Consider the following 14,440-nt stretch of genomic DNA (forward strand, 5'->3'; position numbering starts at 1 on the left):
CCTATCGCTCCTGAAGTCAACGACGTTTCAACGAATGGGCACGGAAGTCTAGGAGCTGCCCGTGTACCGAGGAGTGCGCTGCTGGCTGGCGACCCGCCTGTCCTATCGCTCTAGCTCGGCCCTTGACCTGGTAGATCTCCACCTTCTGTCCCCGAGCGGGACATATATATCGATCCCTGGTCCCCTCGGGAAGGGCGGATACGCCATGCTGTTGGCCGTTCCCTGCAGATACACATCGCAGCGAACGCTTCCACGTCGTCGCCTTCATAGCGAGTCCACGGGATACGCGATATCACAGTCCTCCAAAGAAATTCTGTACAGTCGAGCGAGCCTATCCCCAGCCGCTGTCAATCGACAGAGTTGGCCCGCTGCACGAGTAGGCCGCCGCTGCACCGACCTGGACTTGCCCGCTGACCCAGCAGGCCCGCCGTTCGGATTGCCGAGCCGCTTCCGCAGCGCCACAACGGCCCTGCGGCGGCGGTCCGGGTCCAGAAGTTCCTCGGGAAATCTCCTTGAGCATGTCGATATCCAGGGCCTGTTCGGCGACCATCTTCTTCAACCGCGCGTTCTCGCGCTCGAGTTCCTTCAACGGTTTGGCGTCCTCGGATCTCATGCCGCCGTATTGGTTCTGCCAGCGATGCCAGGTCGCCTTTGGAGACCGCGAGGTGCTTGCTCACGTCCTCGACGGTGAACTGCTGCTTGAGTAGTTTCTCGCCCTCACGGAGTTTGCCGATGATCTGCTCGGGCGTATGCCGACGTCATGACATGGTGCGATCGTTCCCTCCTGTACTCATTCTGGTGCATCAGAACTCTCACAAGCATGGCCCCGAAACAGGGGCCCGATCAGATGGACCCGCTCAAAGGGTCCCAGCCGCAGTCCGTAGGCTTCGGTTGCGTATGTCTCGTCTATCGTCAGGGTGTGAATCAATCATGAGTTCGCGGGGAGATATGTGATCCGTTCGGTGGTGTTCGATATCGGGGAGACCTTGCTCGATGACTCGCGTGAGTTCGGTGTGTGGGCGGATTGGATCGGTGTTCCGAGACACACGTTTTCCGCGATATTGGGAGCGGTCACCGCGGCAGGGATGAACAATGCCGAGACCTTTCAGGTTCTGCGGCCTGGGTTCGATCTGGCGGAGCAGCGACAACGTCGGGAAGACGCCGGGGTGGGCGAACGGATCGAGGAATCCGATTTGTATCCCGATGTTCGGGCCGCGCTGGCGGCGTTGAAACACAGCGGGGTGTGGGTCGGTGTGGCAGGGAATCAAACGGCGAAGGCTGCGACACTGCTGCGTGCACTGGACCTGCCGGTCGATGCGATAGCGACGTCGGGTGAGTGGAATGTTGCCAAGCCCGATCCCGGCTTCTTTGCTGCAGTGATCGAGTTCGCGCCGGGCGCGCCGGAGGAGATCGTCTATGTCGGTGATCACCGAGACAACGACATAGTGCCAGCACGAGCCGCCGGTTTACGGCCGGTGTTGATTCGCCGGGGTCCGTGGGGTTACCTGTGGGCCGATGATCCGATCGTTGCGCGTGAGGCGGAGTGGGTCATCGACTCGTTGACCGACCTCCCCGGTCTTATAGCCAGGGACCGTTGAGTCGCGGATTCGGATCGAAGTACAGTCAGTTGATCGCCTGTTGCAGAGCATGGAGCGCCGCATGATGCGAACAGCCTCCGGTGAGTCGCATCTGTTCCACGATCTGTCTCACGTGGGGGTGGGAGCGGATGTGTTCTGGTGCGATGCCACGAGCGATGTGCAGTGCTTCGAGGGCCGAATCGGGCCGGTCAGCGAGGTGGTGGGCGCGGGCGAGATCGATGTAGAAATGTGAGCGTCGTTCAGCAGGCAACCCAGTAGGAGGTTGCCAGCCTGTCACCGACCGCAGAGCGGCGCCGACATCACCGAGTTCGACTGCGAGCGAAAGTCGATGGATGCGTACCGACGCTGCGCCGAAGGCGGTACCGAGGTGTACCCCTTCGTTGACGCGCAAAGCGACGTTTTGGGCCTCGTCGATGTGTTCTCGCGCCAGGACGGCCAAACCCGCCCTGGCGGCCATGACCGCCGCACGCATATGCAGCGTCCCGTAGGTCGCTGCCGCCCGTTCGCTATTTTGAGCCTTGATGCGGTCGGCGGCTCGTTCGAGCATCCTGCGGCCGGACGCGAGATCGCCCGACACGAAGAATGTTTCACCACGCACATACGAACCGCTGGCAAGCACCAGCTCGTCTCCGGTTTCTGCGGCAGTTGCGCACAGCTGCCCGATGATCCGGGCGGACAAGTCGTAATAGCCGTACTTGTTGGCCACAGCATCGGCCGCGCGATACACCTGAACCAACAGGCGCGCGATATCCGGCCGTTGAGTGGGCGAGCAATCCAGCATCGCCCGATGCAACTCGGACAAGAGCGGTGGCACCTCAGCGGCCAGAAGGGAATAGTCCGATCGGAGCCGTTTGTTCACGATCGACGTAACCGCGGGACGCAACTGTTCGACGGGGTGGACAGGCCCGTCTTCCGGGGAGTCATAGGCATCCAGCACACGGCGCAGTGCCGGGATATGAGCACAAACCGCATCGATTGCCGTGGGCCATGCCCCTGAGTCATGTTCCCGTGTGGCTGTTTTGGCGGGGTGGACAGGTGGTTCGTGTTGCCGGCTGCGGGTGAGCTGTTCGATCGATAGCCGATCTTCGGCGGGCAGGCGTTTTATGGCGTCTCCGAGCAACTCGGTCGGCGAGACGTGTTCGTCGGTTGTGCCCAGAGGACCACGTCCGTATGCGGTGCACAGAATCAACACGCTCGACAATGACGGGGGCGATCCACGGCCACACCCGCGCGCCCATGATTCCCAGGCGTTGATGGAGGTGCCGCCCAGACAAGTCTGATGGCCTGTGACCTCGTTGTAACGCACCGCTGCCTGGTCCTGGGACAAGCCGGTGGCGTATCGGTACGCCTGCAGACTCGGCACGTCCGGATATCGCGTCATCAATTCCGCCGCGGCACGACCCACTGACCTCAGCTCGGTCCACAGCTTCTTGCCCGCCGAAGCCATCTGCCGACCGCGCGCCTGCGGTGTCGACGATTGGTTCATCTGGTCCACGTCCCCCTGGTCCCGAGAGCCTGCACTCCACGTTCATTCACACCCATGACACCAACGGCCCACCCAGACTACCCATCGTGATGGGCAATTCTCGCTTCATCAACGGATTTCCGCAGTTCAGCGCCACCCAGAAATCAGGTGGTAGTCCGACCGCTGGACAGGTGTGGCGCGGTCGGCGCAGGTGCGACGGTGGGCAGGACATCCCGAATGCGCTCCGTGCAGGCGTTACTTCGCCAACGCCGCTATGCGCAACAGACGCGAAAGCAGACCATGACCGAAGTACAACTGAGAAACTGTCGTGCCCCGGTCGGTGTGGATACCACCCGAGCGAGTATCGCCCATGTCTACGACCTCAGTCTCGGCGGTAAGGACAATTACGATGCCGACTGGGCCGCCTATGAGCAGATCCTTGAGGTAGCGCCGCATCAGGGTGAGGTATCGAGGATGAACCGGCGGTGGCTGCACCGCGTCGCCCGTTTCCTGGCCGGGGCCGCGGGTATCGATCAGTTCCTCGATGTCGGTTCCGGGTTACCCACCGTCGGTAACACCCACGAAATCGCTCAACGGGAGAATCCGGAGACGCGGGTGGTGTATGTCGATAACGACCCGCTGTGCGCTGTGCACGGGCGGGTGATGCTCGAGCGCGACGACTACACCCGCTTCGTCCATGCCGACCTGTGTGATGAGGGCACACTGCTGACCAACCCGCAGGTCAGGCGGCTGATCGAGACGGACCGTCCGATCGGGTTGCTGGTGGTGGGGCTGCTGCACCACCTCGATGACGATCTGGGTCTGGCTGTGGTGATGCAGTCCTATATCGATCTGCTGCCCGAGGGTTCGTATGTGGCGATCAGCCACTTCTGGGATCCGGGTGAAGAGGATCCGTCACTGCACGAGTTGGCCAGGGCGCTGGAGGAACGTTTCGTGCGGCGGGGTCTGGGCTCGGGTTGGTATCGCAGCCGAGACGAGATCGCCTCCTATTTCGGGGGCCTGCCGCTGGTGGAGCCCGGTCTGGTCGAGCTCGACGACTGGTGGCCCGAAGGACCGCCGCCCCGTGCTCGGTATCCGGAGGAGCGGTTGATGCTCGGTGGGCTCGCCTACAAGCGTCCCGCCTGGAACCGTGCAGCGGCCGGAGGGGGCGCTGTCGGGCCGGCCACGGTCGTCCCCGCCCCGGCAGCCGGCCACGATCTGTTGTGAGCAGGGTGCGGTGCTGTCGGAGGGCACTGTGACGCCCGCGATGAGAGTCCGATAGCCCGTCGGCGCAAAGGCCTTCTCCCCGCGTGCGAGTGCGTGTCTAAGGGGCGGCACACACGTTGATTTTGATCTTGATCAGTTTTGGAGGGTGATTATGCCGTTGTCGGCAGGAACGGGGCCGTGCCCGATTGTTCACGGCAACGACCGGTATCCGGTGGACGCGGTCCAGGGGTCTCCGGTCGCGTCCGACAGCGGCGGTGGTGTGCCGTTGTATTCGGGCGAGTTCGCCGCGGATCCGGATCGTTTCTACCGTGAGCTGCGGGCGCGGTTCGGGCCGGTGGTGTCGGTGGAGCTGGCGCCCGGTGTGCCGGCCATGCTGGTGCTGGGGTACGAGGCGGCGTTGCGGATTCTGCGTGATGCGGAGCATTTCCCGGCCGATCCCCGGACGTGGCAGCGCGGCGTGCCTGTCGATTGTCCGGTGTTACCGGCGTTGGCCGCGCGGTCGGATGCGTTGCGCACCGTCGGTGCCGAGCATGCCCGGTATCGCCGTGTCACCGTCGATGCCCTGGCCCGCGTGGATCGGCACGGCTTGCGGGCGATGGCGGAGCGGAGCGCCGTCACCCTGATCAACTCCTTCTGCGGCCGCGGTGAGGTCGACCTGCGCGCCGAGTACGTACTCCCGCTGGTCTTCGAGGTGCTCCACCGGCTCGTCGGGATCTGCCCGCGAGGCGGTGAGCAGGTGTTCGCCGGGATATCGATGATCCTGGACGCGGTCGATGCCCGTGCGGCCGCCGAGGGGCAGGCGATCCTCGACGCGGCGTTGTGTGAGGTGGTGGCGGCCAAGCGTGCGGCATCGGGTACGGATGTGGCCTCGTGGCTGCTCGCGGATCCGGTCGCTCTCACCGAGGAGGAGGTGGTGGCGCAGATAGCGCTGCTGTACTCCGCGGGGGCCGAGCCCACTGCCGCGTCGATCCTGAACACGCTGCGGTTGGCCCTGACCGACGAGCGGTTCGCCGCGCAGCTGCTCGGTGGCGCCGCGGGGACCGTCGACGGGATCGAGGAGAGTCTGTTCGTCGATCCGCCGCAGGCGAATTTCTGTGTGCGGTGGCCGGTCGGACCGCGGCTGGTGGAACGGGTGTGGTTGCCCGCGCATCGGCCGGTCCTCATCGGCCTCGCGGCCTGCAACACCGACCCGAAGCTCCGCGTCGGCCGTGACTCTCTCGGCGGCAGTCAGGTCGGTAACCGCTCGCATCTGGCGTGGGGCGCCGGGGCGCATGCGTGTCCGGCCCGCGATATCGCGCAGATCATCGCGACCGTGGCCATCGACCAGCTGCTCGACGTGGTCCCGGACATCCGATTGGCCGTGCCCGCCGACCGGCTGGCCTGGCGGCCGGGCCCGCTGCACCGCGCCCTGACCGCACTACCGGTGGCCTTCCCGCCCGCGCAGCCGCTGCATCCCTGAGCCGCCCCCTTGATGGACCTGTTGTGAGGAAAACGATGCATGCCCCCCAACCGCTGCTCGAGAGCGGCACCTATCCCTCGATCGAGGATCTCGAGCCCGTATATTGCCTCTACGACCCGGAGTTCGCCGCCGACCCGCACGGCACCTACGCGCGGATGCGCCGCGCCGGCAGGTCGCTGGTGCGGGTACAGATCGCTCCCGGTGTGCCGGCCACGTTGGTGATCGGCTACCACACCGCGGTCAGGATTCTCCACGACGCCGAGCGTTTCCCCGCCGACCCCCGCATCTGGCAAGAGTCGCTTCCGCCCGATCATCCGCTGCGGCCGATGCTGGAATGGCGACCCAACCCGCTGCGCAGCGCCGGTGTCGACCACGGCCGCTACCGGCGGGCGCTGGTCGACGCGCTCGAGGTGATCGACCTGCATTCGGTGCGGGCCACGGTCACCGGTGTCGCGGTGCCGTTGATCAATTCCTTCTGCGGCGACGGCCGCGCGGAGCTGATGGGCCAGTACATCACCCCGTTGACCACCGAGGTGGTCAACCAGATCCTCGGCTGCCCCGCCGATCTCGGTGACCACGTCAAGGGCGCGGTCGCGGCCATGTTCGAAGCCACCGACACCGAGAAGGTCAACGCCCTGCTCGCCGATGCGCTGGGCTCGCTGCTCGCCGCCAAACGCGCCCATCCCGGTCGCGACGTCACCTCACGGCTGGTCCATCGCGCGGACCTGTCCGACGAGGAACGGTTCCACCAGTTGGTCACACTGTATTCGGCCGGGATCGAACCGCCGCGCAACCTCATCGCCAACACCGTGCTGCGGATGCTCACCGACCCCCGCTACGCCCACGACCGGGCAGGGTTCACCCCACCGGTCCGCGATGTCGTCGAGGAGGTGCTGCGCACCGACCCGCCGATGGCCAACCTGTGTATGAGCTATCCCCGCACCCGGGTACTCGTCGACGGAATCTGGCTGCCCGCCCACCAGCCGGTGATGATCAGCATGGCCGCCTGCACCACCGACCCGGCCATCGCCGGCGACCACACCCGCGGAAACGACTGGCATCTGGCCTTCGCCACCGGCGACCACGCCTGCCCGACACAAGCCCGGTCGACGGCCACGCTCATCGCCGCGGAAGCCGTCGCCCACCTCCTCGACGCCCTCCCCGAGATGTCCCTCGATGTCCCGGCCGACCGGCTGGCCTGGCGGCCGGGCCCGTTCCACCGCGCTCTGGCCGCCCTCCCGGTCACCTTCCCCGCCACCCATCCCCTCATTCCGTCTCCGGCTCACCTGTGAGCCCATCCGAGAACTGTCGGTCATCACAATTTTCGATTCGCTTCCGGGCGGATCGGCGATACCGAAACGAGTGCAGCATGACGACAACAGACCAACCCGATGCGACCCACACCTCCGTCTCGCCGGTGGGATACCGGGGCGACGACCCGACCGTGCACGCGCTGCGGACCATGATCTTCGGCCCGGACCTGTCCGTACAGGAACAGGTGCGGGCGCTGATCCTGCGGCTCGGTGATGTCCCGCAAGAGCATTTGACCCACGCCCAGGAAGCGGGCATCGCGCCCGATCTGCTGCGTGCCGTGGTGGCCGGCCTGGGCGGCTCGGGGTCCGACATCGCCGCCGACACGTATGTGCGGGGCGCGCTCTGCGACTGGTCGGCCGTGGCCGCTCCCCATCTGCTGCCCGTGTTGACCGGGCATTTCGATCTCGCCATCGGCGCGATCCTGACCTTGGGCAACGGCTCCGACTATCAGCGGGCCTGCCTGGCCGAATTGGACGACGCCACGGCGATCGGGGTGCTGGCGTTGACCGAGCTCGGCGGCACCAATGGCGCCGATCAGCTCACCGAAGCGCACTGGGACCGGGACAGCGGCGGATTCCGGCTGCACACACCCTCGTTGCCCGCGGCGAAGTTCATGCCGAACGTCGCCGACCCCACGATCGCGAAGACCGCCGTGGTGACCGCCCGCCTGATCGTGGGCGACCGGGACGAGGGTGTGTTGCCGTTCCTGCTGCGTCTGCGCACCGATGACGGCCTGGCCGACGGTGTCGAGGTGGTGGCTCTACCCGCCAAGCTCGGCGCCGCGATGGACCACGCCATGATCCGCTTCACCGATGTGTGGCTGCCCGCGGACGCCCTGCTCGGCGGGGACTGGGCCACGATCGACACGGACGGCCGGTTCGACTGCGCGCTGCCCGTCCGCCGGCGTTTCCACGCCGCGATCGACATGCTCGGCAACGGCCGCCTGGACCTGGCCACCGCGGCGGCCACGAGCGCCCGCGCCGCGCTCGCCGGTGTGGTTCATTACAGCCGCCGGCGCCGACCCGCCGGCCGCGGTATCCGCATGGCCGACCGCGATGCGGTGCGGCAGGACCTCACCACCGCGACCGCGGCGGTGTATGTCACCAGCGTGTTCGGCCGTGCACTCCGCGACCGGGCCGCTTCCCCGGAGGGCCTGCCCGCGGTGTGGTCGATGCTCGCCAAACCCCTGCTGACCGCCACCGCTCAGCAGGTCCTGCTCATCTGCCGCGAACGCGCTGCCGCGCAAGGCATTCTGCGCTGTAACTTCATACCCGATTGGCTCGGCAACGTCGCCGGAATGATCACCGCCGAGGGCGAGAATCAGATCCTCCACATCGCCGCGGGCAAAACCGGTTCCACTGTGGCCGCGCTGCACCTCGACGGCACTCCCGCACACCTGCCCTGGTGGGTGCGGATGATCGTCGACCGCGAACAGGCACTCGCTCGCGGCCTCTACATCGGCACCGACCTGGACGCCGACCGATACGATCCCGAATCCCCGGCGCTGGGGCGAGACTGCACAGCCATCGATCTGGCGAACACGACAGCGGTACGGCTGGCCGTGACCGCCGTGCTCATCGCCGCGGAAGCCACCGACGATCCCGCCGCCGCTGCCCTGGCCACCTCCGCCGCGGCAGTCCATGCCCTGAACTACATCCGCTCCCACGGCACCTGGTACGCCGCGCACAAGCAGATGCCACCTCACCGCGCTTCCCTGATACACACCGAGCTGCGCCACCACTGCCGCGTCCTCGCCGCCGATCTCGCCACACTCGTCGCCGCGTTCGACATCCCCCACCTGCCCGACGCACCCTTGTTCGCGGCGGACCACCTGCGAGCGTGGCGATCCTTCACCGGATGGCGGACCGCAACCTTTCCCCGGCGCCGATGATGAGGACCACGGTCGCGGTGGGCTTTCGCTCGGATCACGGCGCGGTGGCGACACCGAACCATCGCGTCAGATCGGCGAGCAGATCGCGTTGGTCTTCACCTGCCCAGGCCACGTGACCGTCCGGTCGCAGCAGCACGGCGGGCACATCCAGTTCGTCGCTGACGTCGATGACGTGATCGACCCGGTCCGCCCATCCCGCCACGGAGAGTTCGCCGGTCTGGTCGAGCAGCAGTCCACGACCCGCGCGTGTCAGCTCGTAGAGCCGCCCCCGCGACAGGCGGATATCGCGCAGCGGCTTGCCCATCAGCTCATGGCCTTCGCCGAAGTCGTAGCGGACCCCGATCCCGGTGACCTTCTCGGCCAGGAACCGGCCGACGTCCTCGAAGTCCATCAGCTCGGTCAACAGCCGGCGCACCGCCTGGGGACCGGGTTCGGGGGATATCAGCTCCGAATGGGCACGGGTGGTGTTCAGCACGTCGGCGGCGACCGGGTAGCGCTCGGTGTGGTAGCTGTCCAGCAGCCCTTCCGGTGCCCAGCCGGCCACTTCGGCGGCGAGTTTCCAGCCGAGGTTGAACGCGTCCTGGATGCCGAGGTTGAGTCCTTGTCCCCCCAGGGGCGGGTGGATGTGTGCCGCGTCGCCGGCGAGGAACACCCGGCCGGTGCGGTACCGCTCGGCCAGTCGGGTCGCGTCGGTGAACCGGGTCAGCCGGCGCGGTGAGTGGGCGCCGAAGTCCGTGCCCGCGTAGGCCCGCAGTTGCGTCCGGAACTCCTCCAGGGTCGGCGGCGTGGTGCGGTCCTCGGCCACGGTCGCGGCGGGCACGACGGCACGGTACAACCCGTTCCCGGCGGGGCCGATACCGAAACCCTGGTGAGTTTTGCGAACCTCGTCCGCCACCGCGGCCAACTCGTCGGGCGGTGTCGTCACCTCCAGCTCTCCGAGAAGCCATTCCGTCCGAGCGGGCTCGCCGGGAAATCCGACGCCCAGCAGTCTGCGTACCAGGCTACGGCCGCCGTCACAGCCGACCAGCCAGCGCGAGCGCAGCCGTGCGCCGTCGGCAAGTTCGACCGTGACTCCGTCGTCGTCCTGCTCGACACCTACTACCTCGTGGCCGCGGCGGATCCGAGCGCCGAGTTCGGCGGCATGCTCGGCCAACAGGCGGTCGGTAACCGGCTGCGGAATGCCGAGGAGGTAACCGTGCGCGGTGTCCAGGGTTGCCGGTGACGGCTTGTCGATCCCGGCGAAGCGGCCGGCGGCACCAGGGTACTGCCGCCCGTGCGCGAGGAACCGGTCCAGCAGTCCGCGCTGGTCCATGATCTCGATACTGCGCGGCTGTAGGCCCAGCGAGCGGACCAGCTCGCTCGGCTCCGCATCCTTCTCCAGCACCAGCACGTCCACGTCGTGGCGCCGCAGCTCGCCCGCCAGCATCATCCCGGTCGGACCGCCCCCGCTGATGATCACATCGAACATGAAAGCCTCTCATTCCAGAAATATGTATCCCGGCGGACGATCCCTGTTCGGACGATCGCGCACAGTAGTGCGGGCTTCCGGCGGGATCGGGCCGCGGCCGACCAGTCTCTCGCCCATCCGGGGTCTTGCGGCAAGCCCCCGGGGGAGCTATATGCTGAAACTGGCAAGGAGGTTCAGTTCCCCTTGCCTTTTCGCATGTATGGCCCGACTCGGGCTTTCCCTCGGTGAGCCGCAGCCGCTCGATACGCTGGGTCTCGCTGCCACGCCGAGCGCACACCAGGTGCCTCGGCTGCCCGCTGTCCTTCGGGGCCGTGTCGATGAGGGGCTTGGGGCGGTGGTCGGCGAGTCTGGAAGGGTGACACGTCGCAATGATGACGACGGTGCTCGACCATCGAACCCGGGGCCGCTGTTCGAGGCCTACCAGCGCGATATCGACGCCCAGTTCCTGTCGGTACAGCGCAGAACGGCCGAATTCGACGTGCTCAACAGGTGGACCACCTCGATCGGTTCGGCGGTGTTCATCATCCCACCGGACACCGAACCGTACGGGTTCATCGGCGAAACACGTTCACCGACTGAAACATCCGAGGCCGGCGAAGTATCGACACCTGCCCACCAAGTGGTGGAGACGCTCTCGAAGCGAGATCGAGAATGCGTCTCATGTGGGGGTTTCTTGTAGCAGATGAGCGCGGTAGCAAAGTCGACAAAGGCTGCGAACAGGTGCCCGTGGCGTTCGTAGCGTATGGCCGGGCGTCGGTATCCGGTGCGCCGGGCGAGGGTGCGTTCGATATTCCACCGGTGGCGGCCCAGGCGGGTGGAGTCGTCGATGCCGCGGCGGGCAATATGGGGACGACGCGCCGGCGGCGCAGCCGGTGCCGATCGTGTCCCCTACCGAGCGCGCGGTGACGACGCGGCGGCCGCGGCACCATCGTGGCCTGCTCGGCGGTGAACTTCGGACTCCGACCTGGCCGAACGCGCCAGCGCGAGGTATCGACGCAGCTGCGCTGTCATGTTCGCCACGGCTGTGCCGGGACCCGTGGCGATCTCCTGCCAGTGGGCGGCGATACCGTCGACCGTCTGATCTCCGGGTAGGAGTACCACGCCCGGAGCCTCGTGCATCTCGGCGGTCGCGTAGACCCCGGCTCCTACGCCGAGGACGGTCTTGGTGGGTGCGTCTCGGGATACCAGGAACAGCGCGGCGGCCGTGATTGCTTCCGGCCGCATCATCGCGGTGGCTTCGCTGTCGAAGATCGACTCGGTCATCCGTGTGGTGGCAAGGGGTGCGATCGCGTTCACTCGGATCCCTTTGGGTTCGCCTTCGATGGCCAAGACGTTCATCAGTCCCACCAGGGCGGCTTTCGCCGCGCCGTAGTTGGCTTGTCCGAAGTTCCGTAGATGCCGGAACCCGAGGTGGTCATGAGGATCCGGCCGTAGCGCTGGGCGATCATGGTTTCCCACACGGCTTTGGTGCAGTGCACTGCCCCCATGAGATGGACGTCGAGTACTCGCCGGAAGTCGTCGAGGTCGGCGTTGCGGAAACTGGAGTCACGGAGGATGCCGGCGTTGTTGATCAGTACGTCGATCCGGCCCCAGGTGGATATTGCTCGCTCGACCATCGCCGTCACCTGGGCGTGGTCGGTGATATCCGCGTGGTCGGCGATGGCCGTCCCACCGGCTGCGGTGATCTCCGCGAGTACTCGCTCGGCCGGGGTCGGACCCGCGACATCAGGTGCGCCCAGATCGTTCACTACCACGTGTGCGCCGTGGGCGGCGAGTGCCAGGGCGTGAGAACGGCCCAACCCACCGCCTGCTCCGGGGACGATGGCGACCCTGCCCTGGAAATCGGCTGTCATGGATGGTTCGCCTCTGCTGTGTGGTGGAGTGGCGAGTTCGGATCAGCCGAAGCGTTCGGCGAGCCACTCGCCGATCTCGGCGGCCGCGAGGGTTGCGCCGGTCGGTGCACCGTCGGTGATCGGACCACCGAAATGCGTTCCCGCTACTCGGGTGTGCGTCTTGTCCGACGACCCGAGCGCCCGGACCATCCTCGATGCGTCCTCCGGAAAGCACGCTTGGTCGCCGGTGAGTTCCACGAACAGCGACGGTGCGGTCACGCCCGGAGCGCAGCGCACGAATTCGGCATTCGTGCTCAGACCCGACCAGGTCGACAGCCAGGCATCCGGGGTGCAGAACCGGCCGAAGCCGACCAATCCGTAGTCGGTGAGGTCGGGTCTGCGACCGAAGAGGGACCCGTACGGGCGCTCGTTCGGGCCGAGGGACAAGTCGGTGGATCTCAGGTCGGCATCGGTGCGGTAGACAGTCAGGACGCGAGGCGCCAGCGAAGCGCGCCGGTCGGCGGAATCACCGGTTTCCTCGAAGCGCCGCCGCGCAGCGGTTGCTTCGGCCACCCGTTCCCGTGCTGCGGCGTCGATACGCGCCACCCGCTCGCGCTGTGCGGTTCGGTACCGCTCGACGAACTCGGGAGAGTAGGACGAGCTGTGCGGCGGTTCGGCGAACCCGTTGGCCGGGTCGAACGGATTCAACGCCGGATCGACGCTCAGCGGGTCTGCTTCGTCGACGACCGAAGGATCGATCGAGCACAACAGCAAGGCGCCCTGGCCGGGATGCGGGGCAAGGAACACGGCGCCGTCGGGCAGTGGCATGTCGGCTCCGGCGAGATCGACGCGACGTCCTGCCGGGGTCTTCGTCAATCGGTCCTCCGGTGCTGCTCCGGCCTGTTCGTGGTAAAAGGCGAACAACGTTCCGCCACCGGAATGTCCGAGTGTGACCACGTGGTCGAAGCCCTTGCCGCGTAGGAAAACCTGTCCCGCCGCGACATCGAGGACGGCCTGTTCGTGTACCAGAGCGATATCGTTGTTCGGCGATCGGGTGCCCTGAGTCCACACCGCATACCCGCGGGCCAACAGCTCGGGGACCAAGACGTGGTGGGTGAGGTCCTGACGCGGGTGCATCAGCGCGACGACGGTGCGTGCACCGGGCAATGTGCGCAGTACACCCGACACCTTCGCGCCGTCCGCGGTGGCGAGCTCGTGCACCGAGGTGACTGTTTCCTCCGGCGCCTCCGCGGCATCGATGTACCGTCCGGCGCCGAGTCGTTTCGTGGCTCGGCTCATCGCGGCACCACTGTCATCGCGTCCTTGTCCCACTGCACGATCACCGAGTCCACGAGACCGGCCACGCTGCTATACCACACGGCGTGTCGACAGCCGGTCGCGCGGCGGTCGATGACGATCGGACCGGTGGAGGTGATCTTGAAATAAGGGCCGACACGATCGACGGTGACCGCCGGGTCCTCACCCGCCACCGTCGCGACGGGCGTGTTCTCCGGGACGTCGAGTACGAAGAGCGTGGTCATTTCACCACCGCCTCGGGTTTTACGGACCGGTTGTCGTGGTCTTCCTGCCACGCAGCGGCGCGCTCGACGATGAGCTCGGCCTTGCGGTGCAGTAGTGCGGCCATGCTCGGGTGCGGTCGGGACACGACGTCGATGAGCGCATCGATGGTCAGGTTCGCGTCGAGGTCCTCCTGCGGGGTGACCGGACGCAGCGCACGGGTGATCTCGATCATGTACCCGTTCGGGTCGTGGGTATAGATCGACTCGATGGTCTCGTGCCGGATCTGCATCTCGACGGGCCAGTCGCTGCCGTCCAGCCGTCGGCGATATTCGAGGAGATCCGCCTCGCTGTCGACATGGATGGCCAGATGACGGGACCTGATGAACCAGATGGGTACATCCGGGCCGAACCGTGAGTACGCGTCGCCCTGCGGTCCGCCTTCGAAGGGTTCGAGACCGAAGTAGTAGAAGAAGGCGAGGCGATCGTCGTTGCCGATGTCGAAGAAGAAATGGATGAAGTCGGGGTGCTTCTCCGGCCCCCAGCCCGCCGCGCAGATCGAATGCACGACAGGGAAGCCGAGCACGTCGCGATAGAACGCGACCGTGCCCGTGGGGTCGAACGTCGGGTAGGCGACGTGATCGACGCCCCTGACAGTGTGTGCGAGC

At 66.5% G+C, this 14,440-nt stretch carries 11 protein-coding genes and 2 pseudogenes; 6 read left to right on the forward strand and 7 right to left on the reverse strand.

The genetic code is table 11. The features are described 5' to 3' along the window. Positions 1-406: 406 nt before the first annotated feature. Positions 407-737 (reverse strand): annotated as a pseudogene (locus ON20_RS39365) (transposase); the annotation flags it as partial. A 225-nt stretch (positions 738-962) separates the two neighbouring features. On the opposite strand from ON20_RS39365, the gene ON20_RS27755 reads away from it, so the two are divergent. Continuing rightward, positions 963-1,598 carry an HAD family hydrolase gene (locus ON20_RS27755; protein WP_245547528.1) on the forward strand — a complete coding sequence of 212 codons (636 nt, stop codon included), beginning with the start codon at positions 963-965 and terminating at the stop codon, positions 1,596-1,598. 25 nt (positions 1,599-1,623) lie between these two features. On the opposite strand, the gene ON20_RS27760 is transcribed toward ON20_RS27755, so the two are convergent. Then, the gene (locus ON20_RS27760; RefSeq protein ID WP_157229079.1) at positions 1,624-3,093 is read right to left on the reverse strand and encodes a hypothetical protein; all 1,470 of its coding nucleotides are present in this window, start codon (positions 3,091-3,093) and stop codon (positions 1,624-1,626) included. 270 nt (positions 3,094-3,363) lie between these two features. On the opposite strand from ON20_RS27760, the gene ON20_RS27765 reads away from it, so the two are divergent. From ON20_RS27765 to ON20_RS27780, 4 genes are all read left to right on the forward strand, one after another. Further along, complete coding sequence (locus ON20_RS27765; protein WP_083865363.1) at positions 3,364-4,290, forward strand: SAM-dependent methyltransferase; 927 nt, start codon at positions 3,364-3,366, stop codon at positions 4,288-4,290. 151 nt (positions 4,291-4,441) lie between these two features. Next, positions 4,442-5,749, forward strand: a complete 1,308-nt coding sequence (locus ON20_RS27770) for a cytochrome P450 family protein (RefSeq protein WP_245547529.1) — start codon at positions 4,442-4,444, stop codon at positions 5,747-5,749. 35 nt (positions 5,750-5,784) lie between these two features. Next, positions 5,785-7,041: a cytochrome P450 family protein gene (locus ON20_RS27775; protein WP_040840466.1), complete on the forward strand. Its 1,257-nt coding sequence runs from the start codon at positions 5,785-5,787 to the stop codon at positions 7,039-7,041. 77 nt (positions 7,042-7,118) lie between these two features. Next, positions 7,119-8,954 carry an acyl-CoA dehydrogenase family protein gene (locus ON20_RS27780; RefSeq protein ID WP_040840468.1) on the forward strand — a complete coding sequence of 612 codons (1,836 nt, stop codon included), beginning with the start codon at positions 7,119-7,121 and terminating at the stop codon, positions 8,952-8,954. Positions 8,955-8,988: 34 nt separating this feature from the next. On the opposite strand, the gene rox is transcribed toward ON20_RS27780, so the two are convergent. Further along, positions 8,989-10,422: a rifampin monooxygenase gene (gene rox, locus ON20_RS27785; RefSeq protein ID WP_040840470.1), complete on the reverse strand. Its 1,434-nt coding sequence runs from the start codon at positions 10,420-10,422 to the stop codon at positions 8,989-8,991. A gap of 355 nt (positions 10,423-10,777) precedes the next feature. Between rox and ON20_RS40350 the strand changes: the two genes are divergently transcribed. Beyond that, positions 10,778-11,101: a Dyp-type peroxidase domain-containing protein gene (locus ON20_RS40350; RefSeq protein ID WP_040840472.1), complete on the forward strand. Its 324-nt coding sequence runs from the start codon at positions 10,778-10,780 to the stop codon at positions 11,099-11,101. 209 nt (positions 11,102-11,310) lie between these two features. Here the strand turns inward: ON20_RS40350 and ON20_RS27795 are convergent. The 4 genes and pseudogenes from ON20_RS27795 to ON20_RS27810 form a co-directional block, all read right to left on the reverse strand. Next, positions 11,311-12,275 (reverse strand): annotated as a pseudogene (locus ON20_RS27795) (SDR family NAD(P)-dependent oxidoreductase). Positions 12,276-12,317: 42 nt separating this feature from the next. Next, positions 12,318-13,553, reverse strand: coding sequence for an alpha/beta fold hydrolase (locus tag ON20_RS27800; protein WP_040840474.1), 1,236 nt, complete (start codon positions 13,551-13,553; stop codon positions 12,318-12,320). Next, positions 13,550-13,795, reverse strand: a complete 246-nt coding sequence (locus ON20_RS27805) for a hypothetical protein (protein ID WP_040840476.1) — start codon at positions 13,793-13,795, stop codon at positions 13,550-13,552. The genes ON20_RS27800 and ON20_RS27805 overlap by 4 nt, the downstream gene beginning before the upstream one ends. After that, a partial coding sequence (locus ON20_RS27810; RefSeq protein ID WP_040840478.1) for a VOC family protein occupies positions 13,792-14,440 on the reverse strand: 649 nt, incomplete at its 5' end. The genes ON20_RS27805 and ON20_RS27810, both read right to left, overlap by 4 nt.

The sequence above is a fragment of the Nocardia brevicatena NBRC 12119 genome, from assembly GCF_000308495.1.
GTDB classification, from domain to species: Bacteria; Actinomycetota; Actinomycetes; order Mycobacteriales; family Mycobacteriaceae; genus Nocardia; species Nocardia brevicatena.